The following is a 26,900-nucleotide window of genomic DNA, read 5'->3' as shown; positions in this document are numbered from 1 at the left end:
CAGATGTCCCGATGAGCCCCCGGGGAGCCGCGTGCCGGGCCCCGTGAGGGGCGCCCGACGGGGTCCCCATGTGGGTGACTCCAGCGTCCGGGCGCCCCTGGGGTGCCGCCATTCCGGTTACGCCGGCCGGGTGAAGGGCGCTCACATGTTGATCATGTGGCCGGCCAGCCCGTGCACCGCCTCCTTGACCGCCTCTCCCAGCGTCGGGTGGGCGTGCACGTTACGGGCGACCTCGTGGACGGTCAGGTCCCACTGCTGGGCCAGGGTCAGCTCGGGCAGCAACTCGGTGACGTCCGGGCCGATGAGGTGGCCGCCGATGAGCTCGCCGTACCTGGCGTCGCTGATCAGCTTCACGAAGCCGGTGGCGTCGCCGAGGCCGTGCGCCTTGGCGTTGGCGGTGAAGGGGAACTTGACCACCTTGACGTCGTGGCCGCGCTCGCGGGCCTGGGCCTCGGTGTAGCCGAAGCTGGCCACCTGAGGCTGACAGTAGGTGGCGCGCGGGATCATCGCGTAGTCGAGTTCCATCGTCTCGGCGTCCGCGAGGGTCTCCGCGGCGACGATGCCCATGGCCTCGGCGGCGTGCGCGAGCATGAGCTTGGCGGTGACGTCGCCGATGGCGTAGATGTGCGGCACGGAGGTGCGGCAGCGTCCGTCGACGTCGATCGCGCCGCGGTCGCTGACGCGGACGCCGGTGTTCTCCAGGCCGTAGCCGGTGACGTTGGGGGCGAAACCGATCGCCTGGAGCACCTTGTCGGCCTCCAGCACCTGCTGGGAGCCGTCCTTGGCGGTGACCGTGACACGGACCTGGGGGCCGGACTCGTCGATGGCGTCCACGCGGGTCGAGGTCATCACGTCGATACCCAGCTTGCGGTACTGGCGGGCCAGTTCGGCCGAGACGTCGGCGTCCTCGGTCGGGGCGACGCGCTCCAGGAACTCGACGACGGTGACCTTCACGCCGTAGTTGTGCAGCACGTAGGCGAACTCGACGCCGATCGCCCCGGCGCCCGCGATGACGACCGAGCGCGGCAGGTCCTCGGCGAGGATCTGCTCCTCGTAGGTCACCACGCGCGAGGTGCGGCGGGTGCCGGGGAGCAGCTTGGGGGTGGCGCCGGTGGCGATGACGCAGTTCTCGAAGCCGATCGTGCGGGTGCCGCCCTCGTAGTCGGTGACCTGGAGGGTGTGCGGGTCCAGGAACGTGCCGCGCCCGTCGATCTCCGTGATCTTGTTCTTCTTCATCAGGTAGTGGACGCCCTTGACCCGGCCGTCCGCGACCCGGCGGCTGCGGCGGAAGGCCTCGCCGTAGTCGAAGGAGACCTCGCCGTCGACCTTGATGCCGAAGGTCTTGGCCTCCCGGGTGACGATGTGCGCGAGCTCGGCGTTGCGCAGCAGGGCCTTGGTGGGGATGCAGCCGACGTTCAGGCAGACGCCGCCCCAGTACTTCTCCTCCACGACGGCGACGCGCTTGCCCAGCTGGGCGGCCCGGACGGCGGCGACGTAACCGCCGGGGCCCGCTCCGAGAACGACGACGTCGAAGCGCTCCTGCTCGTCCTGCTGGTCCATGCGTCAGGTCCCTTTCGGTGTGATGCGCAGACTTCACGTACGAAAGGGATTCTTTCGCCCCGCCCCGCCCATGACCACACTGATCGCTAAACCGGCCGGTCTCAGACCGGTCGGCTGCCGTGCAGCGCTTCCAGCACGTCCTCGTCCGTCAGCTGCTCGAAGTCGTCGTACCACAGGCCCACCGCGTGGAACGGGCTCGGCCGCAGCATGCACACCACGTCGTCGGCCTCGCCGCGCAGCAGCTCGACGGCCTCGTGCGAGCAGACCGGCGCGGCGACGACGATCCGCTCGGGCTCCCGGTGCCGTACCGCGCGCACGGCGGCCCGTGCGGTCGATCCGGTGGCCAGTCCGTCGTCGACGAGGATGGCGGTACGTCCGTGCAGTTCGGCGGCGGGCCGGTCCTGGCGGTAGCGCTGCTCCCTGCGGTGCAGCTCGCTGCGCTCCCGGGCCACGATCGGTGCCAGCTCGGCCTCCTTCAGGCCGAGCTGGTCCAGGGCCCGGGTGTCGAAGAACGGCGGCTCGTCGCCCGCGATGGCACCGACCCCGAACTCCTCGTGGAACGGCGCCCCGATCTTGCGGACCACCAGCACGTCGAGCGGCGCGCCGAGTGCCAGCGCGACCTCCCGGGCCACCGTGACGCCGCCGCGGGGCAGGGCGAGGACCACGGGATCCGGGAGCGTCCCCTTCTCCTGCAGGATGCGCATGTGCCCGGCCAGTTCCCGGCCGGCGTGCGCGCGGTCACGGAAACGCATGTGCTCCCCTTCCGCCGCGGGGCCGTTTTCGCGCCCCGTGGTCGTACGGGTTTCCACCGTGCGGCGCCCGACACGCGCAGAACCTCACGTCAGGTGCCGGGGACCTCCTTACCGGCACCCGGCGGCCGCCGCCCTGCGTGTGCCGCCGCCCTCGCCTCCCGCACGTCGCTCGGCGGGCGCGCACGGTACGTGCGGGCGCGGTCGCAGTCGGCGAACTCGTCGTGCGTGTGCGCGCCCCAGCTGTCGTCGCCGCCCCCGTAGCGGGCGGACTTGCCGCCCTCGAAGTGCGGGAAGGTCCGGCGCGCCGCCCTGAGAGAGCCCGGCAGGGCGGCCCGGGTCAGCCCACCTGCCGCGCGAAGGCGTCGTAGGCCTCCTGGTCGAACAACACGAACGTGACCTCCTCGACCGACGTCCCCGCGGCCCGTACCGTCTCGACGGCGATGCGCGCGGCGTCGTCCATCGGCCAGCCGAAGATGCCGGCGGAGACGGCCGGGAACGCGACGGTTCGCGCGCCCAACTCGTCGGCCACGCGGAGGGATTCCCGGTAGCACGAGGCCAGCAGCCCGGAGCGGTCCTCCTGCGCGGAGTGCACCGGCCCCACGGTGTGGATCACCCACCGCGCGTCCAGGTCGCCCGCCGTCGTGGCGACCGCCTGTCCGGTCGGCAGGCCCTTGCCGTAGTGGGAGGCGCGCAGCTTGCGGCAGTCCTCCAGGATCGCGGGGCCGCCGCGCCGGTGGATCGCGCCGTCCACTCCTCCGCCGCCCAGCAGAGAGGAGTTGGCGGCGTTGACGACGGCGTCGGCGCGCTGCTCGGTGATGTCGCCCTGGACGAGCGTGATGCGAGGGGTCATGTCTGCCTCAGCCTCCTCCACACGGCCTTCGCCGCGTTGTGTCCCGACATGCCGTGCACCCCCGGCCCCGGCGGGGTGGCCGAGGAACAGATGTACACGGCCGGGTGCGGGGTGCGGTACGGGAACAGGGACAGGGTGGGCCGCAGCAGGGTCTGCAGACCGCTGACCGCGCCGGAGGCGATGTCGCCGCCGACGTAGTTGGCGTTGCGGGCGGCGATCTCGGGGGGTCCGGCGGTGGCGCGGGCGAGGACACGGTCACGGAACCCCGGGGCGAAGCGCTCCAGTTGGCGCTCGACGGCGTCGGTGAGGTCTCCGGTCCAGCGGCTCGGGACATGGCCGTACGTCCAGAAGACCTGCTTGCCCTCGGGAGCGCGGGTGGGGTCGGCGACACCGGGCTGCACGGTGATGAGGAACGGCCGCCCTGGTGCCCGGCCGAGACGGGACGCCTCGCGCAGCGCGGTGCCGATCTCGGCGCTGTCCCCGCCGATCTGCACGGTCCCGGCCCTGCGTGGCTCCTCGGCGGTCCACGGAACGGGGCCGTCCAGCGCGTAGTCGATCTTGAAGACGCCCGGGCCGTAGCGGTACCCCTCGTAGTACCGGCCGAAGCCCGCGATGCGGGCCAGGGCGGTGGGTGAGGTGTCGAAGACGTACGCGCGCGCGGGCGGCAGGTCGTCCAGGCGCTTGACCTCGTAGTCCGTGTGGATCGTGCCGCCGAGGTCCTTCAGATACGCGGCGAGCGCGTCCGAGATGGACTGGGAGCCGCCGCGGGCCACGGGCCAGCCCCTGGCGTGCGCGGCGAGGGCGAAGACCAGGCCGATCGCGCCGGTGGCGAGGCCGGTGAGCGGAGCCATCACATGGGCGACGAGACCGGCGAAGAGGGTCTTGGCGGGCTCGTCGCGGAAGCGGCGGGTCAGCCAGGTGGAAGGGGGCAGACCCACCAGGCCGAAGCGGGCGAGGGTGACCGGGTCGCGGGGCAGCGCGGTCGTCGGCAGGGACATGAAGTCGCGGGCCAGCGTGTCCCAGTGGGGCAGGAAGGGCTCCACCAGCCTGCGGTACGCCCCTGCGTCGCGCGGGCCGAGGGACGCGGCCGTCTCACCGACCGAGCGGGACAGGACCGCGGCTCTGCCGTCGGGAAACGGGTGCGCCATGGGGAACTCGGCGTGCAGCCACTCCAGGCCGTAGCGGTCCAGGGGGAGCGCCCGGAACGCCGGGGAGTTGATACCGAGGGGATGGGCTGCCGAGCACGGGTCGTGACGGAAGCCGGGGAGCGTGAGCTCCTCGGTGCGGGCGCCGCCGCCGATCGTGTCCCGCGCCTCGAACACCGCCACGGAGAAGCCCCGGCGGGCCAGCTCCACGGCGGCGGTCAGTCCGTTCGGCCCCGCACCCACCACGACCGCATCGAGCATCGACGGCACCTTCGGACTCCTTCGTCAGCCGATGGCCACTCAGGATCAGGATATGCCGGGAGACTGACACTCCTCCGCGACGGGGGCCCGCCGGGCGGGGACGGGGGTGTTCGGGGCGGAGGCAGGGACGGCGTGGCGGAGGCGACGGCCGGGAGCGCCGGGGCGTGGCGCCCAAGACGACGGGGCGCGTGGCGCGAGCGACGGCGTGCGAGGGCCGGTGCCTCCACCGCACGCCGGGGACAACGGGGCCCGCCGCGCCAGGACCCGTAGGGCCCCGCCCCAGGACCGGCAGCTCCCCGCGCCGGACGGGAAGGGCCTGGCGCCAGACGGGCAGGTCCGCCGGGACGGCGGCCGGGCGCGGTCAGGCCGAGGTGGCCGGGGTGACCCCCGTGCCCCTCGGGAGAGAACCCTCGCTCAGACCGCCGCGGCGAGCAGTCCCGCCACCCGTCGGGCCGTGGCCGTGTCGCGGGCCGCGGTGAAGGGCAGGACATTGCCTCCCGTGATGCGGAACGGCTCGCCGGTACGGGTCAGATGGGCGCCGCCCGCCTCCTCGACCAGCAGCAGCCCCGCCGCGTGGTCCCACGCGGCCTCCCATGAGAACGCCGTCGCGTCCGACTCGCCCCGCGCGACGGCGAGATACTCCAGGCCGGCCGAGCCGCACTCCCGCGGCGCGACGCCGTCCGTCCACAGGCCGAGCAGCGCGCGCTTCTCCTCGTCGGTCGTGTAGTCCGGGTGGGAGGTGGCGATCCGCAGGTCGCGGCCTGGCGTGGGCGGTCCGGGGAACAGCCGCTCGCCGTCGAGGAAGGCGCCCTGGTCGCGGACGGCCGTGGCCAGCTGGTCACGGGCGGCCGCATACGTCCACGACGCCAGCACGACGCCGTGGTGCGCGAGCGCGACCAGCGTGCAGAAGCCCTCGTCGCCGTGCACGAACTGCCGGGTGCCGTCCACGGGGTCGACGATCCAGACCGGGGCGTCGCCGCGTATGGCGTCGTACGACGCGGGGTTGGCGTGCACCGCCTCCTCGCCGACCACCACGGAGCCGGGCAGCAGCGCGCCGAGCGCCTCGGTGAGGTGCCGCTCGGCCAGCCGGTCGGCGTCCGTCACCAGGTCGTGCGGGCCGCTCTTCTGGTCGACCTCGTGCGCCGCCAGCTGCCGGAAGCGCGGCATGATCTCGGCCGCGGCGGCCTTGCGCACCGCTTCTTCGACGTCGGCCGAGTGACGTGCGAGAAACTCGTCGATGGTTTCCATGTCTTCGAACATGCCTCCATGAGAGCACGTGGCACTGACAATCCCCGCCCCGCCGGTGCACTCCGGGTGGAATCGGGATGAATTCCCGGCTCCCCCTCCCCGCCCCCGGAGCTCACCGTCCGACCGCGTACCCCTGCATCCCGCGCGGATTCGCCGCCGCCGACAGCACACCCGTCTCCGGGTCACGCGCCACCGCGCACAGCCGACCCTCCGACCAGTCGTCACCCACGGTGACGTCATGTCCGCGTCGCCGCAGCTCCTCGACCACCTCCGGGGCCGTCCGGCCCTCCACGGTCACGCTCCCCGGGCGCATTCCGCGCGGGTGGAAGGAGCCGGGGAAGCTGTCGTTGTGCCAGTTCGGGGCGTCGATGGCGCCCTGGAGGTCGAGGCCGCCGCGGACCGGGGAGCGCAGGGCGACCGCCAGGAAGAAGTGCAGCTGCCACTGGTCCTGCTGGTCGCCGCCGGGCGTGCCGAACGCCATCACCGGCACCCCGTCACGCAGCGCGATCGACGGGGTGAGAGTGGTCCGCGGCCGGCGTCCTGGCGTGAGCGAGTTCGGCAGACCGTCCTCCAGCCAGGTCATCTGCAACCGCGTACCGAGCGGAAAGCCCAGCTCGGGCACGACGGGGTTGGACTGGAGCCAGCCGCCGCTGGGGGTGGCGGCGACCATGTTGCCCCACCGGTCGACGACGTCCAGGTGACAGGTGTCGCCCCGGGTACCGCCGTCCGCCGAGACGCCGGGCTCGCCGGGTACCGGGGAGGCCGGGCTGCGGGCGACGGTCGGCTCCCCCGCCCCCATGGGGTGGAAGCCGGGCTCGTCGGCGGCCACCACACCCGCGAGGGCGCTCAGCCGGGGCGTGCGTCCGCCCGGGCTCCCCGGCCGCAGCTCGTACGAGGCCCGGTGGCCGACGAGGCCGCGCCGCTCCGCGTTGTAGGGCGCCGACAACAGGTCGCCGAGCGGCACGTCGCACGCGTCGCCGTACCAGGCCTCGCGGTCGGCCAGGGCGAGTTTGGCGCCTTCGATGAGCAGATGGACGTAGTCCGCGGAGCCGTAGGCGGGCAGCTCGGGCGGCAGCAGGGCGAGCTGCTGGAGCAGCACCGGGCCCTGGCTCCAGGGGCCGGCCTTGCACACGGTCCAGCCGTTCCAGTCGTACGTCGCCGGCGCCTCGTAGGTCGCGGACCAGCCGGCCAGGTCGGCGGCCGTGAGGGTGCCGGTGTGGTGCCGGCCGCTGGTGTCCAGCGTGGGGCGCGCCGACTGCCGTACCAGGGCCTCGGCGATGAATCCGGTGCGCCACACCTCCCGCGCCGCGTCGATCTGCGCCTCCCGGTCCCCCGCCCCGGCGACCTCGGCGAGCAGCCGCTTCCAGGTGGCGGCCAGCGCGGGGTTGCGCAGCAGCTCGCCGGGGCGCGGGGACCTGCCTCCCGGCAGGTACAGCTCCGCCGACGAGATCCATTCCTTCTCGAACAGCTCACGCACGCTCTCGACGGTCTCGCCGACGCGCTCCACGGGCGCGTGCCCGTGCTCGGCGTAACCGACGGCGTACTTCAGCACCTCGGCGAGCGGCTTCGTACCGTGGTCGCGCAGCAGCAGCATCCAGGCGTCGAAGGCACCTGGGACGGCGGCGGCGAGCGGTCCGGTGCCGGGGACGAGGCCGAGGCCGAGCCCCCGGTAGTGGGCGACGCTCGCCCCGGCGGGCGCCACGCCCTGCCCGCACAGCACCCGCACCTCATCGCCCGCGGGAGCGATCAGGATGGGCACCTCGCCGGCGGGCCCGTTGAGATGCGGCTCGACGACGTGCAGCACGAACGCCCCGGCCACGGCGGCGTCGTAGGCATTGCCCCCGTCCTCCAGCACGGCCATCGCGCACTGCGAGGCGAGCCAGTGGGTGGACGACACCATGCCGAAGGTGCCCTTCAGGGTGGGGCGAGTCGTGAATTGCATATCTGACCTCGGTGTTTGCGTGTGTCGGTCGGCCAGTCCGACCCCAGGACGGGCCGTGGGGAATGACTGGCCCGTTCTTCCCAGGGCTTGGCGGAGGAGTCGGCTAACGCGCCACGCGGTGGCGGAGGTGGACGACTCCCGAACTGAAGGCGCGGGTCTCGACGAGTTCGAGATCCACCCGGCGCTCACGCTGGGGGAAGAACGGGATGCCGCCGCCGACCAGCACCGGGTGGACCATGGCCCGGTACTCGTCGATCAGACCCAACGCGGCCGCCTCGGCGGCGAGGGTCGCGCCGCCGATCGCGATGTCGCCCTCCCCCGGCTCTGCCCGCAACCGCTCGATCACCTCCGCCAGGCTCCCGGAGGCCAGGCGGGCAACGCCCTGCACCGCCGACAGCGTGGTGGAGAACACCACCTTCGGCAGCGGGTTCCAGAGCGCGGCCCACTCGAGCCTGGAGTCGTCGAGCGATGGATCCTGGTCGGCGGTCTCCCAGTACAGCATCGCCTCGTACAGCCGTCGTCCCAACAGGTGGACGCCGACCTGCCGGATCTCGTCGATCCAGAAGCGAAAGACGTCCTCGTCGGGCGCCGTCCAGTCGAAGTCGCCGTCCGGCCCGACGATGTAGCCGTCCAGTGAGACGTTCATCGAGTAGGTCACGCTGCGCATCAGAAGTCCTCCTCGGTAACGGGTTCGACAGTACGACCGCCGGACGCGGCAGGACTCATCGCGGCTCGCGGGATCGCCTGGGTCTACCCGGGCTGGTCCGGAGCGGCCCCGTAGGGCCTCGCGTGGTCATGGCCCCCGCAGAGCGCTCGCCGTGGCTCCCGTGCGTTCGCGCAGCAGGATCCGGAGCGTGTTGGGGTGTTCGTAGCCGACCTTGCGCGCGATGGCCTCCAGGGACAGATCCGTGGTGCGCAGCAGATGGGAGGCGCGTTCGACGCGCAGGTCCTGGACGAAGCGGACGGGCGACGTGCCCAGCGTGCGGCGCACGGTCCGCTGGAGCGTCCGTTCACTCACCCCGACGGCCCGCGCCGCGTCGGCGATCAAGAGGGGCTGGTCCAGGTGGATCCGGACCCAGCGCTCGAAGGCCGCCAGCGTCGGGTCGCTCTGCGCCAGGGCCGCGGAGATGGTGTACGCCGCCTGGGACGGGCGTTCGTCGACGACCAGATAACGGGCGACCAGATCGGCGAGGGCCGGACTGCTCATCCGTACGATCGCGAGCGCCAGGTCGACGTGGCCGAAGGCCGCCCCCGCGGTGGTCACGCCGTCCGACGTGGCGACCATGCGGCTCTCGTCGACCGTCACCGCCGGGTAGCGCTTGCGGAAGTACGGCGCGAGCCACCAACTCGTCGTGGCGAGCCGGCCGTCGAGGACGCCCGACTCGGCCAGCAGGAAGGTGCCCGTGCAGGCGGAGGCGACGGGTGTGCGGCGCTCCCGTGTCGCCGCCACCAGGCGCCGTACGGGCTGGGAGGCCGGGCCCGAGACATGGGCGAGCAGGGCGTCGGGCCGCCGTTCGGCCAGAGCCGGCACCAGCAGCAGGTCGGCGTGCTCCGCGACGCTGACGGGGGCGGTGTGGACCACGTGTCCCGCCCCGGTGCGGATCCGCCGGCGGAAGCCGATCGTGGCGATCTCCCAGGCGGGTGGCGGCTCCGGCAACTCGCCGCGCATGGCGTTGGCGCCCTCCAGCACGTCGAGGATCGCCGCGAGCCCGGAATCGAAGACGCCGTCGTAGGCGAGCACAGCTACGTCCATGTCGGAAACAGTATCGATCGCGTCGCTTCCGACGCTGGGTGAGGCGTTTCGGGCGGCCTAGATTCTCGGTGTCCGGACGAGATCCGGTGCCCGGTACCGGCACCGCACCGACACGACGACCACACCACGGGAGCGCACCATGACCAAGCTCGGACTGCTGGCCCGCATCGAGGCGAAGCCCGAGTACGCCGACCAGGTCGACGCCCTGCTGCGCGACGCGCTGCAGCTCGCGCGGCAGGAGGACCACACCGTCACCTGGTTCGCGTTCCGGCAGGGGCCCACGACCTTCGGCGTCTTCGACACCTTCGACGACGAGGAGGGGCGTCAGGGACATCTCCAGGGGAAGATCGCGGCGGCGCTGATGGACGCCGCCGGGACGATGCTCGGCGAGGCCCCGGACATCCGGCCCGTCGATCTCCTGGCCGTGAAGCTTCCCTGACCTGCCGTCGCCGCCTCCGTCCGGGCGGCGGCACTCCGACGGCGTTGCCGCCCGGCGGTCACACACTCAGGCAACGGAACCCGGCAGCCGGGTCATCACAGAACGGAAGGCACCATGGCGCAGCACGCCACGCACCACCCCACGACGACCGGCGGCACCCGCTCCGACGGCGCCGGCCCCGCCGGCATCCGCTCCCGCACCCACACATGGGGACCCCCGACGAGCTACGCGACCGCGGGCGGGCGCGCGGGCATCGAGCTGGCCCGCATGAGTCTGAACGGAGACCTGCCGCAAGCGCCGATCTGCGGAACGCTCGGCTTCCGGCTGGTGGCGGTCGAGGACGGGGAGGCCGTCTTCGAGGGCGAGCCCGGCGAGCACCTCTTCAACCCGATGGGCACGGTCCACGGCGGCTACATGGCCACCCTTCTCGACTCCGCCCTGGGCACCGCCGTACTGACCGCCCTGCCGGCCGGCCGCGCGTACACCACCGTGCAGCTGGGTGTGAACCTGGTCAGACCGGTGCTGGCCGCCTCCCCGACGCTGCGCTGTACGGGCCGGGCCGTCCATGTCGGCCGCACGACGGCGACCGCGGAGGCGCGGCTCACCGGGGCCGCCGACGGCAAGCTCTACGCCCACGGGACGGCCACCTGCGCCGTCTTCGCGCTGTCCGGCGCGGTATGACGGGCCGACCGCCGCGCGCCGACACCAGCCCCGACTCGTAGGCGGACTCCGCCGGTTGCGCCCACGGGAGGGGGCCGCGACGAAGGCGGGCTCCGCTGGTTGCACCGGCAGGAGGGGGCAACGGTGCGGCGGTCCGATCACACCGATCGCTGTCCGGTGCGTCTCGTCGTGTGCGGGGCGCCTCGTCGTATGCGGGGCGTTCCCGCCGTGGGCCGGATCGAGTCGGGCGTGGGTCCGGCGCCGGGCGCTCGCGGGGACATAACCGGACACACAACGCGCCGACCGTCAGCCACAGTTACCGCTCAGGCACGGAGCGAGTTGGCACTTCCGCCCCACAGAGACTCGTGTGACACTGGCGTCCCGTCCGCAGTGCGGACCCCCTCCGCACCCACCCCCACGAGAAGTGCGCCGTGCGTTCTCTTCCTCTGCCGCTCGCTCTCACCGCGCGCCTGACGCCGGTCGTCGTGCTCGCCTGCGCGGGCTGGGCGCTCAGCTCCGGCCCGGAGCCCAGCGCCCCCGCCGCCCAGGGCAAGGAGGCGGACCGGACCGGGACCCAGTCCGCCTCGGCGCCGTCCTCGACGACCGTGCCGAAGACGTACACCGCGGCCCCGGCGCCCTGCGACAGCCTGGGCCAGAAAACGATCACGTCGCTGGTGCCCGGCGCCAAGACGGCCGGCAAGGAGATCACCTCGACGGACAAGTCGGTCCGCCGCACCTGCTCCTGGAACGCCCTGAAGGGCTACGACTACCGCTGGCTGGACGTCTCCTTCGAGATCAGCGACTCGGACGACAAGGCGCTCAAGCAGTACGAGGCACGCGTGCGGGAGAAGAGCGGCGGCGGCGCGGTCCCCGGCACGGGCGACGCGGCCTACTCGGTCGTCAACCTCACCACCGAGGACGACCAGAAGACGCGCGAGGCGACGGTGATCGTCCGGGCGTCCAACGCGCTCGTGGTCGTCACCTACAACGGCTCGGACTTCGAGTCGAAGGAGGCGCCCAGTTCGGACGAGATGAACAAGGGCGCCATCAAGGCGGCGAAGGAGGCGGCTGCGGCGCTGGAGGGCGGCGGGTAGGCCTCACCGCCCGGTCGGCGGGGCGGCTCAGGTGGCCCGGTCGCCGCCGGCGCGCTCACGGGGCAGCATCAGCGCCACGTACAGCAGCAGCGAGGCCGTGAGGCCCACCGCCCAGCCGTAGTCGGCGAGCGGCTTCAGGAACGGGATCAGGCCCTCCGACGGGAAGGGGCCGGAGCGCACCCCGTCCGCGTTCACCGTGGAGTACGCGCCGCCGATCGCGAGCACGCCGCCGACGGCGAACGCCACCAGGGCACGCCAGTTCCAGCCGGAGGCGTACCAGTAGCGCCCGCCCGGCGTGTACAGATCCGCCAGGTGCAGGACCGTACGCCGGACGATCCAGTAGTCGGCGATCAGGATTCCCGCGACCGTGCCGAGCAGTCCGCCCACCACGCCGAGCCAGGTGAAGATGTAGAACTCGGGCGTCGAGATCAGCTTCCACGGGAAGATCAGGATTCCGACCACGCCCGTGATCAGCGCGCCGGTACGGAAGTTGATGAACTTCGGCGCCAGGTTGGCCAGGTCGTAGGCCGGGGAGACCACGTTCGCCGCGATGTTCACGGAGATGGTGGCGATCAGCACGGTGATCAGCGCGAAGAGCAGGCCGAAGACGTTGTCCGCCTTGGCGGCGAGGGTGACCGGGTCCCAGATCGCCTCGCCGTAGACCACCTCGGAGCCGGAGGTCACGAGGACGGCGAGGATCGCGAACAGGGTCATCGTGGTGGGCAGGCCCAGCGTCTGGCCCCGGGTCTGGGCGCGCTGGCTGGCGCCGAAGCGGGTGAAGTCGGGGATGTTGAGCGACAGGGTCGCCCAGAAGCCGATCATGCCCATGAGCGACGGGAAGAAGACCGGCCAGAAATCCGCGCCCCAGCCGAGCTTGGAGGGCTGCGAGAGCAACTCACCGAAGCCGTCCGCCTGCACGGCGATCCAGATCAGCAGCACGAAGGCGCCGACGATCACGAAGGGCGCGGCCCAGTTCTCGAAGTGCCGCAGGAAGTTCATGCCGCGATGGATGATGGCGATCTGGACGGCCCAGAACAGGATGAAGCACAGCCACAGCGGCCAGGGGTTGCCGGCGATCTGCCCGGCCTTCTCCCATTCGCCGCCGGTGAGTTTGGAGCCGAGGGCGAAGATGCCGCTGCCGCCGATCCAGGTCTGGATCCCGAACCAGCCGCAGGCCACCGCCGCCCGGATCAGCGCCGGGACGTTGGCGCCGCGCAGCCCGAAGGAGGCGCGGGCGAGCACCGGGAAGGGAATGCCGTACTTGGGCCCGGCGTGGCCGGTGGCGAGCATCGGCAGCAGCACGATGACGTTGGCCAGGGCGATGGTGAAGACCGCCTGCTTCCAGTCCATGCCGAGCGCGACCAGACCGGATGCCAGGGTCCAGCTGGGAATGCAGTGCGCCATGGAGATCCACAGCGCGGCGAAGTTGTAGGTCGTCCACGTGCGCTCGGCGACCGGGACGGGACGCAGATCCTCGTTGGCGAACGGGCTTTCGGCGGGAAAGGCCTCGGGGGCCAGCTCTATCCGGCCGTCGGCGTCGGCACTCTGGGTGGCGGGCGACCCCGCGGGGACTGTTTCGGTCATGGCAGGCCAATCGGCAAGGTGGGACGGGAGAGGCCGTGCGGAGGCCTTGGGCCCCCTCCCCGGAACGGCGGGGAGGAGGGCAAGGGGTGGGGGGTCGGTCGGTGGTCGCTGCGCGTTCAGGAACGGAGCGTGGGGATGACCTTCGCGCCGTAGGCGTCGATCACCGCTTCCTGTGCGTCGTGCATGTCGTACACCGCGAACTGGTCGACGCCCAGTGCGCGCAGCGCCCTGAGTTTCTCGACGTGCTTCTCGACCGGCCCGATCAGGCAGAACCGGTCGACGATCTCGTCCGGCACGAACTGGGTGTCGGGGTTGCCGCTGCGCCCGTGGTGGGCGTAGTCGTACCCGTCACGGGCCTTGATGTAGTCGGTGAGTTCGGCGGGTACGGCGGCGGAGTGCTCGCCGTACTTGGCGACCAGGTCGGCGACATGGTTCCCCACCATCCCGCCGAACCAGCGGCACTGCTCCCGCGCGTGCGCGAGCGCCTCGGGCGAGTCGTCCTCGGTGACGTAGGCGGGGGCGGCCACACAGATCGTGACCGCGTCGGGGTCGCGCCCGGCGGCGACCGCCGCGTCCTTGACCGCCTTGACCATGTATTCGGTGAGATACAGGTCGGCGAGCTGGAGGATGAACCCGTCGGCCTCCTCACCGGTCATCTTCAGCGCCTTGGGCCCGTACGCGGCCATCCACACGGGGAGCCGGGCGCCCGGCTTGATCCACGGGAACCTGATCACCGTGCCGCCCAGTTCGGCCTGCCGGCCGCTGCCCAGTTCCCGGATGACCTTCATCGCCTCACTGATCCGGGCGAGGGTGTTGGGCTTGCGGCCGGCCACCCGCATCGCCGAGTCGCCGCGCCCGATGCCGCACACCGTGCGGTTGCCGAACATGTCGTTGAGCGTGGCGAAGGTGGAGGCGGTGACCTCCCAGGTGCGGGTTCCCGGGTTGGTGACCATGGGGCCGACCGTCAGCTTCGTGGTGTTGGCGAGGATCTGGCTGTAGATGACGAAGGGTTCCTGCCAGAGCACCGCCGAGTCGAAGGTCCAGCCGTAGGTGAATCCGTTGCGCTCGGCACGCTTCATCAGGGAGACGACCCGGGAGGCCGGCGGGTCGGTCTGCAGCACGAGTCCGAAGTCCATGGGCACCGCTCCTAGTTGAGGTACTGACAGGTGGAGCGGGGGATGAAGACGCCGTGTCCGGCGTGCCCGGTGTACTCCCGCTCGGTGATGACGGGGACGCCGCGCGAGAGCACGGTCTCGACCCGGCCGGTGACGCGCTTGCCCTCGTACGCCGAGTAGTCGACGTTCATGTGATGCGTCTCGGCCGACATCACCTGCTCGGCGTGCGGGTCGTAGATCACGACGTCGGCGTCGGCGCCCGGCGCGATGGTGCCCTTCTTCGGGTACATGCCGAACATCCGGGCCGGGGTGGCGCAGGCGATCTCGATCCAGCGGCGGCGCGTGATGTGCCCGTCGAGGACGGCCTGGTGGAGCAGGTCCATCCGGTTCTCCACGCCCGGCAGCCCGTTGGGGATCTTGGAGAAGTCGCCGCGGCCGAGTTCCTTCTGCCCGGCGAAGCAGAAGGGGCAGTGGTCGGTGGAGACCACCTGGAGGTCGTTGGTGCGCAGCCCCTTCCACAGCGCCGCCTGGTGCTCGCGGGGCCGCAGCGGCGTGGAGCAGACGTACTTGGCGCCTTCGAAACCGGGTTCGGCGAGGTTGTCGGTCGACAGGAACAGATACTGCGGGCAGGTCTCGCCGAAGACGTTCAGACCCTCGTCGCGCGCCCGGGTCAGCTCGGCGACCGCCTCCGTCGCCGAGACGTGCACGACGTACAGGGGCGCTCCCGCGACCTGGGCCAGTCTGATGGCGCGGTGGGTGGCCTCGGCCTCCAGCAGGGCCTTGCGCACCTCGCCGTGATACCGGGGGTCGGTCTCCCCCCGGGCCAGAGCCTGCTGCACGAGGACGTCGATGGCGATGCCGTTCTCCGCGTGCATCATGATCAGCCCGCCGTTGTCGGCGGAGCGCTGCATGGCGCGCAGGATCTGGCCGTCGTCGCTGTAGAAGACGCCCGGATACGCCATGAACTGCTTGAAGGAGGTCACCCCCTCCTCCACCAGCAGGTCCATCTCCTTGAGCGTCTCGTCGTGCACATCGGAGACGATCATGTGGAAGCCGTAGTCGACGGCGCAGTTCCCCTCGGCCTTGGCGTGCCAGGCGTCCAGCCCCTCGCGCAGGCTGTGGCCGACGCTCTGCACCGCGAAGTCGACGATCGTCGTGGTGCCGCCCCAGGCGGCGGCCCGGGTGCCGGTCTCGAAGGTGTCGGAGGCGAAGGTGCCGCCGAACGGCAGCTCCATGTGGGTGTGGGCGTCGACGCCGCCCGGGATGACGTACTTCCCGGTGGCGTCGAGCACCTGCTCGGCCGTCCAGGCCTCGGCGGCCGGGGTGCCGGATGCGGCGAGGGCGGCGATTCGGCCGTCCTCGATCAGGACGTCGGCGTGCATCTCGTCGGACGCGGTGACGACGAGGCCACCGCGGATCACGGTACGGCTCATGCTCCCTCTCCTGCCGTGATGGGTGCTGTCAGGGCGCGGTCAGCGGGGTGTACGTGCCCGGCGCCCGGTCGCGGTAGAACTGCCAGCGGTCGCGGACCTCGCGCAGCTTGGCCATGTCCAGGTCCCGCACGACCAGTTCGCTCTCCTTGTCGCTCGCCACCTCGCCGACGAACTGGGCCTCGGGGTCCACGAAGTACGAGGTGCCGTAGAAGTCGTTGTCGCCGTACTCCTCGACGCCGACCCGGTTGATCGCGCCGACGAAGTACTCGTTGGCGACGGCCGCCGCCGGCTGCTCCAGCTGCCACAGGTAGCCGGAGAGTCCGCGCGAGGTGGCCGAGGGGTTGAAGACGATCTCGGCGCCCGCGAGGCCGAGCGCCCGCCAGCCCTCCGGGAAGTGGCGGTCGTAGCAGATGTAGACGCCCACCTTGCCGACGGCAGTGTCGAAGACCGGCCAGCCGCTGTTGCCGGGCCGGAAGTAGAACTTCTCCCAGAAGCCGCGCACCTGCGGGATGTGTGTCTTGCGGTACTTGCCGAGGTAGGAGCCGTCCGCGTCGATCACCGCCGCGGTGTTGTACAGCACGCCGGGCTGCTCCTCCTCGTACATCGGCAGTACGAGGACGATGCCCAGCTCGCGGGCGAGCGCCTGGAACCGCCGCACGATCGGGCCGTCCGGGATCCGCTCGGCGTACTCGTAGAAGGCCGGGTCCTGCACCTGGCAGAAGTACGGTCCGTAGAACAGCTCCTGGAAACACAGGATCTGGGCGCCCTGGGCGGCGGCGTCGCGCACCGCCTGCTCGTGCACCCGGATCATCGACTCCTTGTCGCCGGTCCATGACGTCTGGAAGACGGCGGCGCGGATCACTCGGCTCATCGGGACCTCCGGTCGTTCCGGTAGCTCGGTGTCCGGTGAGCCTAGGAAGTCCGGTTGCCGTCGTTGAGTTGCACCGTGTCACGTCCGCGAGGGCGCGGCGTGCCACCGTGTCACCCTTGTGGGGGTCCATGTTTCACCGCCGTCATCGCAGGTCGTCGCATGTTTCACCCCTGTTGCGCGTCGTGTGCGAGGAGCGCGATGTGCACCGACGCGGCCTGCTCGAAGTCGTCGAGGTCGACACCGAGGCGGGCCTGTATCGCCTCCAGACGGCGGTAGAGCGCGGGCCGTGAGACGTGGTGCAGCTGCGCGGTGCGGGACTTGTTGCGGCCGGTCGCGAGATAGGTGCGCAGCACGGCGAGCAGGGTGCCCGCCTCGTCGTCCCGCGCGCACAGCAGCCCGTCCAGCTCCCGCTCCGCGAAGGACTGCACCTGCGGGTCGTCCCGCAGCAGCCGGATCAGGCCCCGCAGATGAACGTCCTTCAGGCGGACGACGGCCGGGAGGTCGAGGACGGCCGGGGAGCCGGCCACGGCGTCCGCGACGTGCAGCGCCTCGCGCAGGCCCGCGGGGACCTCGTCCCAGGCGGCGCGCGGGTCCGCCGCGGCGACGACGACGGGCCGTGACGTGGCCCGCAGCCGTGCCGCGAAGTGGGCGGTGAGCGCCTCGGCGTCCTGGTCCGGGGCGAGGCTGAGCAGCACCGCGGTGGTCCCGCCGGCGAGTTCGGCGGCGATTCCGGGCAGCCCCAGCAGGCGCATCACCCGGTCCGGCCGGCCGGATTCCCGGTCACGCACCACCAGCGGGACGAAGGTGCGCCGGTTGACCGGCAGCCCGGCCGCCCGTGCCCTGGGCAGCAACTGCCGTGCCGGTACGACGCCACCGATCAGGTCCGTCAGCAGGCTCTGCGCCGACTGCTCCTCCCAGCTGCCCGACGAGCCGTCGAGCATGCGGTGCAGCACGAGGGCCTCGGCGGCCCGGTCGGCGAGCAGCCGCCCGGTGGCGGTGTCGCCCCGGTATCCGCACAGCATGATGCGTCCCCACCGCTCGCCGCGCCCGCCCAGCTCGGCGCGGATCCAGCCGTCGCCCTCGCTGCCGCCGGCCTGGCGGGCGATGCGCTCCCAGTCGCGCAGCACGTCGTCGACGGCGGGACGCTCCCCCGCCGTGGCGAGGACGCGGTGGGCGAGGTTGGTCACGACGACGGGACAGGCGCTGTGCCGGGCCACCTCGTCCAGCAGGCGTTGCAGCGGGGCGCCGGAGGTGATCAGGGCGGTGAGCTCGGTGCGTACCTCCTCGGAGCGGCTTACCGCGGCGAACTTGCGTCTGACCAGCCGGGACTGGACCTCCTCCGTGAGCTGGGCGAAGGGGAAGGGGCGGTGCAGGACGACCATGGGCAGCCCGCAGCGCTCGGCGACCCGCCGCATCGGGTCCGGCGCGGCGGGGAAGGCGCGGCCGAGGCCGAGCACGAGGGCCGCCGCCTCCGCCCGGTGCAGCGACTTCACGTACTCGGCCTGCTTGTCCGCGTCACCGGCGAGCAGGACGCCGGTAGTGAGGACCATCTCCCCGCCGCTGAGCATCACGCCGACGTCGGCGGCCTCGGCGACGTGCACCCAGCGCACCGGCCGGTCCAGCTGGCCCGCGCCCGCCACCACTTCCGGCTCCCCGGCGAGCACCCGCTCCAGCGTGAGGACCTGCCGGACCGACAGGGCCGGTTCGAGGGGCTCCCAGGACTCCGGGGTGGTGGTCATGGCGGCGCTCCCTTGCTTCTCTCGTGCTAGCCGATGCTCCTCAAAGCGCGTTCGAGGACGGCGGCGCCCTCCTCGGCCTCGGCGACGGTCAGGGACATCGGCGGGGCGATGCGCAGGGCGCTGGTGTTGTGCCCGCCGCCCTTGCCGATGAGCAGCCCGCCCGCGCGGGCCGCCTCCAGCACGGCGGACGCGGCCTGCGGATCGGCCTCGTCGGTGCCCGGCCGGGTCACCTCGATGCCGATCATCAGCCCGCGGCCGCGCACCTCCCGCACGGCCGGCACCTGCGCGGCGACGGCCCGCAACCGCTCGATCAGCAGTCCGCCGACCCGCCGGGCGTTGCCCTGGAGGTCGTGCTCCAGCAGATAGGTGAGGTTGGCGAGGCCCGCGGCCATGGTGATCTGGGTGCCGCCGAAGGTGGAGATGCTGTGGGAGTCGAGGCAGTTCATGATCTCGGCGCGGGCGACGACCCCGCCGATGGACATGCCGTTGCCGATGCCCTTGGCGAAGGTGAGCATGTCCGGGGGACCACTGCGGCCGTGCGCCTGCCAGCCCCAGAAGTGCTCGCCGGTGCGGCCCCAGCCGGTCTGCACCTCGTCGGCGATCCAGAGGATCCCGCGCTCGGCAAGCACCTCACGGAAGGCGGCGTACAGCCCGTCCGGCGGGGCGGTGAAGCCCCCGACGCCCTGGACGGGCTCGGCGATCAGCGCGGCGGGCGGGCGGGTGTGGCCGAGCAGGTCGGTCAGGTCCTCGACGCAGGCCGCGATGAACTCGTCGTCGCTGAGGCTCGCGTAGGGCCCGCGGGTGCGGACGCCTCCGTGTACGTACAGCGTCTGGAGCGGGGACAGGGAGGTAGGCGACCAGCCGCGGTTGCCGGTGATGCCCACGGCGCTGAAGGAGCGGCCGTGGTAGCTGTTGCGCATCGCCAGGATCGTGTTGCTGCGGCGGTACGTCGTGGCCAGCAGCAGGGCGGTGTCGTTGGCCTCCGTGCCGGAGGTGGTGAAGAAGACCCGGGCGTCCGGGATGCCGCTCACCTGGGCGATGCGCTCGGCGAGTTCGACCATCGGCCGGTTGAGGTACAGGGTGGAGGAGTGGATGATCCGTCCGGCCTGCTCGCTCACCGCCTTGGTCACCTCGGGCAGGGCGTGCGCGGTCATCGTGGTCAGGATGCCGCCGAAGAAGTCGAGGTAGCGGTTTCCGGCGGCGTCCCAGACGTGCCGGCCCTCGCCGTGGGTGATCTCGAGCGGCTCGTCGTAGTAGAGCGCGAGCCAGTCGGGGAGCACGGCCCGGTGGCGTCCCAGCAGATCCTTGGTCACGGCTGCACCAGCCCTTCGTAGGCGTCGGGGCGGCGGTCGCGGTAGAAGGCCCACTGCTGCCGCACTTCTTCGATGACGTCGAAGTCGAGGTCGCGCACGACGAGTTCCTCGGCCTTGTCGCTGGCGGTCTCCCCCACGAACTGCCCACGCGGGTCGACGAAGTAGCTCGTTCCGTAGAAGTCGTTGTCGCCGTACTCCTCGACGCCGACCCGGTTGATGGCGGCGACGAAGTACTCGTTGGCGACGGCCGCCGCCGGCTGCTCCAGCCGCCACAGGTAGGACGACAGTCCGCGGTGCGTGGCGGACGGGTTGTACACCAGCTGGGCGCCGTTCAGGCCGAGTTGGCGCCAGCCCTCCGGGAAGTGACGGTCGTAGCAGATGTAGACGCCCACCTTCCCCACGGCGGTGTCGAAGACGGGCCAGCCGAGGTTGCCGGGCTTGAAGTAGTACTTCTCCCAGAAGCCCCGCACCTGCGGGATGTGGTGCTTGCGGTACTTGCCGAGGTAGCTGCCGTCGGCGTCGATCACCGCGGCGGTGTTGTAGTAGAAGCCGGACTGCTCGATCTCGAACACCGGCACGACGATCACCATGCCGGTCTCGCGCGCCAGTTCCCGCATACGGCGCACGGTCGGCCCGTCCGGCACCGGCTCGGCCCAGCGATAGTGCTCCGGCTCCTGGACCTGGCAGAAGTAGGGGGCGTTGAAGACTTCCTGGAACCCGATGATCTTGGCGCCCTGCCGGGCCGCCTCGCGGGCGTGCTCCTCGTGTTTCGCCACCATGGACTCGGTGTCGCCGGTCCAGGTGGCCTGGACCAGAGCGGCACGGACGATGTTCGCCATGAGCTGCTCCTTCGACGGGGCGTCAGCGCCTCTACGCCCGTAGAGCAGGGCGTAGAGGCACGAACGTATGCCCAGGCGAAGGACTTGCCAAGACCATCGTCGTCAACCCCGGGTTTCGGGGCTGTTTCACACTCCTGTGGGTGAGCGACGCGCGTGAGGGCGCTCGGGGCCGCGGACATGGGCGTCGGCCGGTTTCCCGCGTCTGCCGGCGGTCACTTTCCCGCGCCCCGGGGCGCCCGGCACCCGGCCACCCGCGTCCGGTCAGGCGCCGGGGCGAGCGGCGGTGCGGCGCGCCGTTTCAGGAGCGACGGGCGGCCTCGCCGACGTCCTCGTGCACATGGGCCATCAGCTCACCCATCTCACGGACGACGGGGAGGGGGTCGTCGGCGCTCTCGGCCACGTGCCGCAGCCAGGAGGTGGTCGCCAGGGCGAGACGGACCGCCTCCTCCTCACGGCCGTCGGCCAGCAGGTCCTCGATCCGGGCTGCCACGGTGCCGAGGGTCTCGTCCGTGGTGTCCGGCGGAAGGTAGTCGCGCAGCCCGCCGGGATACGGGTCCTGGGCCCGGGACGCCCGCAGCGCGTCCAGCACCGCGCCTTCGTCGCTGTAGCGGTCGAGCTGACCCATGAGCACGTACATCCGCGCGATCAGTCTGGGGCGGCCGGGGTGGCGGTCGAGCCAGGCCATCAGTTCTCGCTGCCCCCCGAGGTGATCGACGATCGTGGTCAGCGTCTCCCGCGCCTTGGTGACCATGTCGGCGCCGTGGGGAAGGAGTTGAGCCACCTCGTCGGCGAGTCTCGCCTCGTCCTCGGGGCCGAGCGTGCCGGCGGTGAATCCCCCGGCCAGCATGCTGTCCAACCCGAACCTGTCCGGCCCGGGCCGGGCGTGGGCCCGCCGGGGGGAGCCGTGCCGCCGGTGCAGGAGTTCACCGATGCTCTTGGTCAACGGCATGTCGCGCACGGAACCTCCACAAGCAGCTGTCGAGCCCCCTCGGCCGGGTGGACACGCCGCGGGCCTCTCCACCGACCGAGACGGTGGCGCTCGGCGAGCACCTCCCGCGGACACCACCACCCTGCGGCCGTTCCGCGCCGTGCGCGCCCCCGGTGACCCGGACGAGCGACGACGGCGGCGCCGCCCGGCTCGCCGCCCCCGGGAGCCGGCGGGTCCGCCGCCGGACGCCTCCGGGCCCTCGAGTGCCCGGACCGGGCGCCCTGAAGACGTCCCCGCCGGCGATGCTCCCGTGCGTCCTGACGCGGCCCGCGTGGCCGGCGGCGCCACGGGCGGCGGACGGCTCGTCACGCACGTCCGGCAGCGTGCTCAGCCGGTGAGCCCGGCAACCCTCAGGGCGTGCACCAGATCCCGGTGCCGCTCGGCGGAGACGCCGCGCGCGGCCTCCAGCAGGAGGGGCACCAGGGTCTCCGGCTCGGCTCCGGCACTGCGCGCGGCCTCGTCGGGGGTGCGGACGCGGACGTACGCGTCGAGCAGCGCGCGCACCTCGCGGTGACGGCCCTCGTGGGCCAGCCCGAGCACGGCCAGGCCGATCTCGCCCGGCGGCCGCGCCACGCCCTGCCGCAGGAGCCGTGCCCCGTCGGCGTCCCGGCCCGCCGCGACCAGCGCGTCCGCCGCGGCGACGAGCCGGCCGGCGGGCAGCGAGGCGGCCTCCCACAGCAGCGTCGCCCAGTCGGCACCGAGCCCTGCCCGTTCGAGCTCGCCGGCGAACAGCGGGAAGCGGGCGGCGGGCCCGTACGCGGCCTCGGCCAGCAGGACGTGCGCCTCCCCCGTGCGGCCCTCGCTCCGCAGCCGCGCCAGCGTCTCGGCCATAGCTGCGGCCTCCTGCCGCGCCGTTCCGTCCACTTCCTCGAGCGGCGGCTCCGGCGCCGCGGCGGGCTCGGCTGCCGCTCCCGCGAAACGGGCTCCTCGCGGGGAACGTCCGGTGGCGGGGGCCGGGGCGGACAGTCCGGGCACGGCGCCCGGGGGCGCGACGGTGGGGGCGGCACCCTCCTCCGCCATGCCCGCGAAACGGGCGCCGCCCCGGCGACGCCTGCGCTGCTCGCGCAGCCCCCTCCCCCGGCCCTCCCGTCCGTCCCTCGCGGCCGAGTCGGTGGCGGCCGTGCCGGCGGGGGCGCCGGAGCCGGGAGCCACGCCGTGAACGGCGCCGGGATCGAGAACGGCCTCCCCGGAGCCACCGCCGGGATCCAGGAGCGCTCCCCCGGCCTCGCGTCCGTCCGCCGCCCGTCGGTCCAAGTCCGCCATCCTCCTGCGGAGTTCGGCGCACCGTGCGGTCGCCCGGCCGTGGTCGTCGCGGGCCCATGCCAGGTCCAGGCGGATGGCGTCCGCGTCGGCCCGACCGGCGGCCGTGGGCAGTAACCGGCCCAGCTCAGCGAGCCGTCCGGCGGCGTACCGCTGTTCCTGGAGCATGGCGTCGAGCCGATCCCCGAGGGCGTCGCGGCCGCCGGGCCGGGTGTCGTACGCGAGGAGCGCGGCGGCGTGCAGGGGGCGGGCCCGTCGCAGTTCGGCGGCGGCGGCCTCGGGGCCGTGCTCCGCGGCGAGATCCTGCACAAGCGCCTCGACCACGTCCCAGGGAGGCACCTCGCGCCCGTCGAGGCAGGCCCGCATGCCCTCCGGATCGCGCTGCCAGAACACCGCGCACCACCCGGCACCGTTGTCCAAGCTCGCCAGCAGGCCGGTCAGGTGGTTCGCGAACTCCCGCACGCGGACCGGTAGTTGTTCCGCCGCCATGGCGCGACCCCCGTAAGGAGCGAAGCATTCCGCGCCGTAGACAACACCAGTCGTGTTACGGCGCCGCTACGGGGAGTTTTCCGGCGGCGACGTCAGACCCCCACCGGCGCGCACGCTCCGGCGAGATCGTCCATCGACAGGCCGAGCGCGCGGGCGAGGGCGGCCACGGTGAAGAAGGCCGGCGTAGGGGCGCGGCCGGTCTCGATCTTGCGGAGGGTCTCCGCGGAGATACCGGCGGCGGCCGCGACCTCGGCCATGCTGCGGCCGCCGCGCGCCTCGCGCAGCAGTTGCCCGAGCCGCTCGCCGCGTTCACGCTCTTCAGGGGTGAGGGGGGTGCGCACCATGCCGCCATTCTAATACCGGTATCACAATTGGCGCGGTGGGGTCCGGGAGGGACTCATCGAGCGACGCCCTCTCGGGCACGGCATCCCGACCACCTTCCGGCCGCGCGCCGGCGACCTCGCCCCGGCGGCCACGGCAGCGGCCGCCGTGTGCACGAAGCCCCTTCGGCTTCGAATGAAGCCGCCCAGGAAGGGGCCTGCGCCCGAGCAAGCGCATGGAGTGGGCCATCGAGCCCCCGCTCGTCGCGAGCGGCCGGGACGACTGCCACACGGCCCCCGACGGCCGGTCCCTGCGCACGAACGACGGATGCCGCGCGGCCCACGCCGAACACACCCGTGGCTATCAAGCGGGACCGCGTCCTCCCGGCCAGGCCGGCACCCGGAAGGGGCGCGCAGGACCGGGCGACCAGCCACTGACAGCCCGCGCCCGCCGAGCAAGGACGGCCCACGGACCGGGGCACCGGCCACGCACAGCCCGCCACCGCCGGGCAAGGAATGACCCACGGACCGGGCGACCGGCCACTGCCGGCCCGCGCCCGCCGATCAAGGGGAGGGCCCACGGACCGCGGCTCCACATGCCACCCGCTCCCGATCGTGCCAGGGTGTTGAGCAGCGCACCCCACGCACGGCCGCGCAGCGCACGGGAACCCGTGCACACCGGTACGCCGACCAGCGAAACGGAACTGTGATGACCAGCGGCTTCCCCGGCCCGGAGGGCATGAACCCGGACCCGTTCGGAGAATTCCTGGCCCGCTTCTTCGGCGGACCTCGTCCGGGTCCCCGCCAGATCGACATCGGCCGGCTGCTCAGTCAGCCGGCCCGGGACATGGTGCGCGGCGCCGCCCAGTACGCCGCCGAGCACGGCAGCCGGGACCTCGACACCCAGCACCTGCTGCGCGCGGCCCTCGCCAGCGAACCGACCCGCAGCCTGCTCAGCCGCGCCGGCGCTGACCCCGACAGCCTGGCCTCGGAGATCGACGAGCGCTCGGGCCCGGTCCAGCACCCGCAGAACGAGGCCCCGCCGCCCACCTCCCTCTCGCTCACCCCGGCCGTCAAGCGGGCCCTGCTGGACGCGCACGACCTGGCCCGCGCGAGCGGCACCGGCTACATCAGCCCCGAGCACGTGCTCAGCGCCCTCGCCGCCAACCCGGACTCCGCCGCCGGGCACATCCTGAACGCGGCCCGCTTCGCCCCCTCCGGCATGCCGCCCGAGGCCCCGGACACCGCGCAGGCACGCCCCGAGCAGCCCCGGTCCACGGCCACGCCGACCGTCGACAAGTACGGCCGCGATCTCACCGAGCTGGCCCGGCAGGGCCGTATCGACCCCGTGATCGGACGGGACGAGGAGATCGAGCAGACCATCGAGGTGCTCTCCCGGCGCGGCAAGAACAACCCGGTGCTCATCGGTGACGCGGGCGTCGGCAAGACGGCGATCGTGGAGGGGCTGGCGCAGCGGATCACCGACGGTGACGTGCCCGACGTACTGATCGGGCGGCGGGTGCTCGCCCTCGACCTGCCCGGCGTGGTCGCGGGCACGCGCTACCGGGGCGATTTCGAGGAGCGGCTCAACAACATCGTGGGCGAGATCCGCGCCAACTCCGACCGCCTGATCGTCTTCATCGACGAGCTGCACACCGTCGTCGGCGCGGGCGGCGGCGGTGAGGGCGGCTCCATGGACGCGGGCAACATCCTCAAGCCCGCCCTGTCCCGTGGAGAACTGCACATCGTCGGCGCCACGACGCTGGAGGAGTACCGCCGGATCGAGAAAGACGCGGCCCTCGCCCGCCGTTTCCAGCCGATCCTGGTCCCCGAGCCGACTCCCGCGGACGCGATCGAGATCCTGCGGGGCCTGCGCGACCGCTACGAGGCCCACCACCAGGTCCGCTACACGGACGAGGCCCTGGTCGCCGCCGTCGAGCTGTCCGACCGGTATCTCACCGACCGGCGGCTGCCCGACAAGGCCATCGACCTGATCGACCAGGCGGGCGCGCGGGTGCGGCTGCGCGCGCGTACCAAGGGCACGGACGTGCGGGCCATGGAGCGGGAGGCCGAACAACTGGCCCGGGACAAGGACCAGGCGGTCGCCGCCGAGCAGTACGAGCAGGCCACCCAGTTGCGGGACCGGATCATGGAGCTGAGGCAGCGGATCTCGCAGGCCTCCGGCGACGACCAGGCCGACGAGGGGCAGAACCTGGAGGTCACCACCGAGGCCATCGCCGAGGTGGTGTCCCGCCAGACCGGCATCCCGGTGAGCAGGCTGACCGAGGAGGAGAAGGAACGGCTGCTCGGCCTGGAGGAGCACCTGCACGAGCGGGTCGTCGGCCAGGACGAGGCGGTCCGGGTGGTCTCCGAGGCGGTCATGCGCTCCCGCGCCGGGCTGGCCAGTCCCGACCGGCCGATCGGCAGCTTCCTGTTCCTCGGCCCGACCGGGGTCGGCAAGACGGAGCTGGCCCGCGCGCTGGCCGAGGCGCTGTTCGGCAGCGAGGAGCGGATGGTCCGGCTCGACATGAGCGAGTACCAGGAACGGCACACCGTCAGCCGTCTGGTGGGCGCGCCGCCCGGGTACGTCGGCCACGAGGAGGCCGGCCAGCTCACCGAGGTGGTGCGGCGGCACCCGTACTCGCTGCTGCTGCTCGACGAGGTGGAGAAGGCGCACCCGGACGTCTTCAACATCCTTCTCCAGGTCCTCGACGACGGCCGGCTGACCGACTCTCAGGGCCGCACGGTCGACTTCACCAACACGGTGATCGTGATGACCAGCAACCTCGGTTCCGAGGCGATCACCCGGCGTGGGGCCGGCATCGGTTTCGGCGCGGGCGGCGCCGACGCGGACGAGGAGGCGCGCCGCGAGCAGATCCTGCGGCCGCTGCGCGAGCACTTCAGGCCCGAGTTCCTCAACCGGATCGACGAGATCGTCTTCTTCCGCCAGCTCACGCCGGACCAACTGCACAGCATCACCGACCTGCTGCTGGAGCGCACCCGCCGTCTGATGCACGCGCAGGGCATCACGGTCGAGTTCTCCGACCCGGCCGTCGACCTCCTGGCCCGGCGGGGCTACGAGCCGGAGTACGGCGCCCGCCCGCTGCGCCGCACCATTCAGCGCGAGGTCGACAACCAGCTCTCCCGCCTCCTCCTCGACGGCCGGGTCAAGGACGGCGACCGGGTGCGGGTCGACGAGGAGGACGGCAGGCTGACATTCCGTACCGAGGGCGCGGCCGTCTAGG

The 26,900-nt window shown here is 72.5% G+C and carries 22 protein-coding genes; 4 read left to right on the top strand and 18 right to left on the bottom strand.

Translation table 11 applies throughout. The features are described 5' to 3' along the window. Positions 1 to 141: 141 nt before the first annotated feature. From lpdA to ACIHCM_RS00235, 8 genes are all read right to left on the bottom strand, one after another. Entirely contained in the window at positions 142 to 1,560 is a 1,419-nt protein-coding gene (gene lpdA, locus ACIHCM_RS00270; protein ID WP_399887167.1) for a dihydrolipoyl dehydrogenase, read from the bottom strand. Between the two features lie 101 nt (positions 1,561 to 1,661). Beyond that, positions 1,662 to 2,312 carry a phosphoribosyltransferase gene (locus tag ACIHCM_RS00265; protein WP_399887165.1) on the bottom strand — a complete coding sequence of 217 codons (651 nt, stop codon included), beginning with the start codon at positions 2,310 to 2,312 and terminating at the stop codon, positions 1,662 to 1,664. A 337-nt stretch (positions 2,313 to 2,649) separates the two neighbouring features. Beyond that, positions 2,650 to 3,162 (bottom strand): O-acetyl-ADP-ribose deacetylase, encoded by a 513-nt coding sequence (locus ACIHCM_RS00260; protein WP_399887162.1) that lies wholly within the window; start codon positions 3,160 to 3,162, stop codon positions 2,650 to 2,652. After that, the gene (locus ACIHCM_RS00255) at positions 3,159 to 4,568 is read right to left on the bottom strand and encodes a phytoene desaturase family protein (protein WP_399887160.1); all 1,410 of its coding nucleotides are present in this window, start codon (positions 4,566 to 4,568) and stop codon (positions 3,159 to 3,161) included. The genes ACIHCM_RS00260 and ACIHCM_RS00255 overlap by 4 nt, the downstream gene beginning before the upstream one ends. 414 nt (positions 4,569 to 4,982) lie before the next feature. After that, positions 4,983 to 5,828, bottom strand: a complete 846-nt coding sequence (locus tag ACIHCM_RS00250; RefSeq protein ID WP_399887158.1) for an inositol monophosphatase family protein — start codon at positions 5,826 to 5,828, stop codon at positions 4,983 to 4,985. A gap of 100 nt (positions 5,829 to 5,928) precedes the next feature. Beyond that, on the bottom strand, positions 5,929 to 7,758 hold the full coding sequence (locus ACIHCM_RS00245) for a gamma-glutamyltransferase family protein (protein ID WP_399887156.1): 1,830 nt from the start codon (positions 7,756 to 7,758) through the stop codon (positions 5,929 to 5,931). Between the two features lie 103 nt (positions 7,759 to 7,861). After that, complete coding sequence (locus ACIHCM_RS00240; protein WP_399887154.1) at positions 7,862 to 8,425, bottom strand: dihydrofolate reductase family protein; 564 nt, start codon at positions 8,423 to 8,425, stop codon at positions 7,862 to 7,864. Between the two features lie 126 nt (positions 8,426 to 8,551). Continuing rightward, on the bottom strand, positions 8,552 to 9,511 hold the full coding sequence (locus tag ACIHCM_RS00235; protein WP_399887152.1) for a GlxA family transcriptional regulator: 960 nt from the start codon (positions 9,509 to 9,511) through the stop codon (positions 8,552 to 8,554). Between the two features lie 139 nt (positions 9,512 to 9,650). On the opposite strand from ACIHCM_RS00235, the gene ACIHCM_RS00230 reads away from it, so the two are divergent. The 3 genes from ACIHCM_RS00230 to ACIHCM_RS00220 all read left to right on the top strand — a co-directional run bounded on the left by ACIHCM_RS00230 (position 9,651) and on the right by ACIHCM_RS00220 (position 11,704). After that, positions 9,651 to 9,950, top strand: coding sequence for a putative quinol monooxygenase (locus ACIHCM_RS00230; protein ID WP_399887150.1), 300 nt, complete (start codon positions 9,651 to 9,653; stop codon positions 9,948 to 9,950). 114 nt (positions 9,951 to 10,064) lie between these two features. Further along, complete coding sequence (locus ACIHCM_RS00225) at positions 10,065 to 10,631, top strand: PaaI family thioesterase (RefSeq protein ID WP_399887148.1); 567 nt, start codon at positions 10,065 to 10,067, stop codon at positions 10,629 to 10,631. Between the two features lie 410 nt (positions 10,632 to 11,041). Then, complete coding sequence (locus tag ACIHCM_RS00220; RefSeq protein ID WP_399887146.1) at positions 11,042 to 11,704, top strand: hypothetical protein; 663 nt, start codon at positions 11,042 to 11,044, stop codon at positions 11,702 to 11,704. A gap of 27 nt (positions 11,705 to 11,731) precedes the next feature. Here ACIHCM_RS00220 and ACIHCM_RS00215 read toward each other — a convergent pair whose 3' ends face one another. The 10 genes from ACIHCM_RS00215 to ACIHCM_RS00170 form a co-directional block, all read right to left on the bottom strand. Then, positions 11,732 to 13,288: an NCS1 family nucleobase:cation symporter-1 gene (locus ACIHCM_RS00215; protein WP_399887144.1), complete on the bottom strand. Its 1,557-nt coding sequence runs from the start codon at positions 13,286 to 13,288 to the stop codon at positions 11,732 to 11,734. Between the two features lie 116 nt (positions 13,289 to 13,404). Further along, entirely contained in the window at positions 13,405 to 14,424 is a 1,020-nt protein-coding gene (locus tag ACIHCM_RS00210; protein WP_399887142.1) for a TIGR03842 family LLM class F420-dependent oxidoreductase, read from the bottom strand. An 11-nt stretch (positions 14,425 to 14,435) separates the two neighbouring features. Continuing rightward, positions 14,436 to 15,836: a dihydropyrimidinase gene (gene hydA, locus ACIHCM_RS00205; RefSeq protein ID WP_399887140.1), complete on the bottom strand. Its 1,401-nt coding sequence runs from the start codon at positions 15,834 to 15,836 to the stop codon at positions 14,436 to 14,438. A gap of 28 nt (positions 15,837 to 15,864) precedes the next feature. Further along, positions 15,865 to 16,707, bottom strand: a complete 843-nt coding sequence (locus ACIHCM_RS00200; RefSeq protein ID WP_399887137.1) for a nitrilase-related carbon-nitrogen hydrolase — start codon at positions 16,705 to 16,707, stop codon at positions 15,865 to 15,867. Positions 16,708 to 16,871: 164 nt separating this feature from the next. Next, positions 16,872 to 18,446, bottom strand: coding sequence for a PucR family transcriptional regulator (locus ACIHCM_RS00195; protein ID WP_399887135.1), 1,575 nt, complete (start codon positions 18,444 to 18,446; stop codon positions 16,872 to 16,874). A gap of 26 nt (positions 18,447 to 18,472) precedes the next feature. Then, positions 18,473 to 19,759, bottom strand: a complete 1,287-nt coding sequence (locus ACIHCM_RS00190) for an aspartate aminotransferase family protein (RefSeq protein ID WP_399887133.1) — start codon at positions 19,757 to 19,759, stop codon at positions 18,473 to 18,475. Beyond that, entirely contained in the window at positions 19,756 to 20,598 is an 843-nt protein-coding gene (locus ACIHCM_RS00185; RefSeq protein ID WP_399887131.1) for a nitrilase-related carbon-nitrogen hydrolase, read from the bottom strand. The genes ACIHCM_RS00190 and ACIHCM_RS00185 overlap by 4 nt, the downstream gene beginning before the upstream one ends. A gap of 298 nt (positions 20,599 to 20,896) precedes the next feature. After that, positions 20,897 to 21,547, bottom strand: a complete 651-nt coding sequence (locus ACIHCM_RS00180; RefSeq protein ID WP_399887129.1) for a hypothetical protein — start codon at positions 21,545 to 21,547, stop codon at positions 20,897 to 20,899. Positions 21,548 to 21,913: 366 nt separating this feature from the next. Continuing rightward, the gene (locus ACIHCM_RS00175; protein WP_399887127.1) at positions 21,914 to 23,335 is read right to left on the bottom strand and encodes a hypothetical protein; all 1,422 of its coding nucleotides are present in this window, start codon (positions 23,333 to 23,335) and stop codon (positions 21,914 to 21,916) included. A gap of 92 nt (positions 23,336 to 23,427) precedes the next feature. Beyond that, positions 23,428 to 23,679 (bottom strand): helix-turn-helix domain-containing protein, encoded by a 252-nt coding sequence (locus ACIHCM_RS00170; protein WP_399887125.1) that lies wholly within the window; start codon positions 23,677 to 23,679, stop codon positions 23,428 to 23,430. A gap of 685 nt (positions 23,680 to 24,364) precedes the next feature. Between ACIHCM_RS00170 and ACIHCM_RS00165 the strand changes: the two genes are divergently transcribed. Further along, a complete protein-coding gene (locus tag ACIHCM_RS00165; protein ID WP_399887123.1) occupies positions 24,365 to 26,899 on the top strand; it encodes an ATP-dependent Clp protease ATP-binding subunit in 2,535 nt (844 codons plus the stop codon). Position 26,900 lies beyond the last annotated feature (1 nt).

Source organism: Streptomyces sp. NPDC052023 (assembly GCF_044548465.1).
In the GTDB taxonomy this organism is placed as follows: domain Bacteria; phylum Actinomycetota; class Actinomycetes; order Streptomycetales; family Streptomycetaceae; genus Streptomyces.
The sequence above is the reverse complement of the archived record's forward strand: the minus strand, read 5'-3'. Positions and strand labels throughout refer to the sequence as shown.

Coding starts and splice junctions, on each gene's coding strand:
- ACIHCM_RS00215 (WP_399887144.1), bottom strand. CDS start 13,288: ATGACCGAAACAGTCCCCGCGGGGTCGCCCGCCACCCAGAGTGCCGAC.
- ACIHCM_RS00200 (WP_399887137.1), bottom strand. CDS start 16,707: ATGAGCCGAGTGATCCGCGCCGCCGTCTTCCAGACGTCATGGACCGGC.
- ACIHCM_RS00265 (WP_399887165.1), bottom strand. CDS start 2,312: ATGCGTTTCCGTGACCGCGCGCACGCCGGCCGGGAACTGGCCGGGCAC.
- ACIHCM_RS00180 (WP_399887129.1), bottom strand. CDS start 21,547: ATGCCGTTGACCAAGAGCATCGGTGAACTCCTGCACCGGCGGCACGGC.
- ACIHCM_RS00225 (WP_399887148.1), top strand. CDS start 10,065: ATGGCGCAGCACGCCACGCACCACCCCACGACGACCGGCGGCACCCGC.
- ACIHCM_RS00260 (WP_399887162.1), bottom strand. CDS start 3,162: ATGACCCCTCGCATCACGCTCGTCCAGGGCGACATCACCGAGCAGCGC.
- ACIHCM_RS00175 (WP_399887127.1), bottom strand. CDS start 23,335: ATGGCGGCGGAACAACTACCGGTCCGCGTGCGGGAGTTCGCGAACCAC.
- hydA (WP_399887140.1), bottom strand. CDS start 15,836: ATGAGCCGTACCGTGATCCGCGGTGGCCTCGTCGTCACCGCGTCCGAC.
- ACIHCM_RS00250 (WP_399887158.1), bottom strand. CDS start 5,828: ATGTTCGAAGACATGGAAACCATCGACGAGTTTCTCGCACGTCACTCG.
- ACIHCM_RS00255 (WP_399887160.1), bottom strand. CDS start 4,568: ATGCTCGATGCGGTCGTGGTGGGTGCGGGGCCGAACGGACTGACCGCC.
- ACIHCM_RS00185 (WP_399887131.1), bottom strand. CDS start 20,598: ATGGCGAACATCGTCCGTGCCGCTCTGGTCCAGGCCACCTGGACCGGC.
- ACIHCM_RS00165 (WP_399887123.1), top strand. CDS start 24,365: ATGACCAGCGGCTTCCCCGGCCCGGAGGGCATGAACCCGGACCCGTTC.
- ACIHCM_RS00195 (WP_399887135.1), bottom strand. CDS start 18,446: ATGACCACCACCCCGGAGTCCTGGGAGCCCCTCGAACCGGCCCTGTCG.
- ACIHCM_RS00240 (WP_399887154.1), bottom strand. CDS start 8,425: ATGCGCAGCGTGACCTACTCGATGAACGTCTCACTGGACGGCTACATC.
- ACIHCM_RS00230 (WP_399887150.1), top strand. CDS start 9,651: ATGACCAAGCTCGGACTGCTGGCCCGCATCGAGGCGAAGCCCGAGTAC.
- ACIHCM_RS00170 (WP_399887125.1), bottom strand. CDS start 23,679: ATGGTGCGCACCCCCCTCACCCCTGAAGAGCGTGAACGCGGCGAGCGG.
- ACIHCM_RS00210 (WP_399887142.1), bottom strand. CDS start 14,424: ATGGACTTCGGACTCGTGCTGCAGACCGACCCGCCGGCCTCCCGGGTC.
- ACIHCM_RS00235 (WP_399887152.1), bottom strand. CDS start 9,511: ATGGACGTAGCTGTGCTCGCCTACGACGGCGTCTTCGATTCCGGGCTC.
- lpdA (WP_399887167.1), bottom strand. CDS start 1,560: ATGGACCAGCAGGACGAGCAGGAGCGCTTCGACGTCGTCGTTCTCGGA.
- ACIHCM_RS00245 (WP_399887156.1), bottom strand. CDS start 7,758: ATGCAATTCACGACTCGCCCCACCCTGAAGGGCACCTTCGGCATGGTG.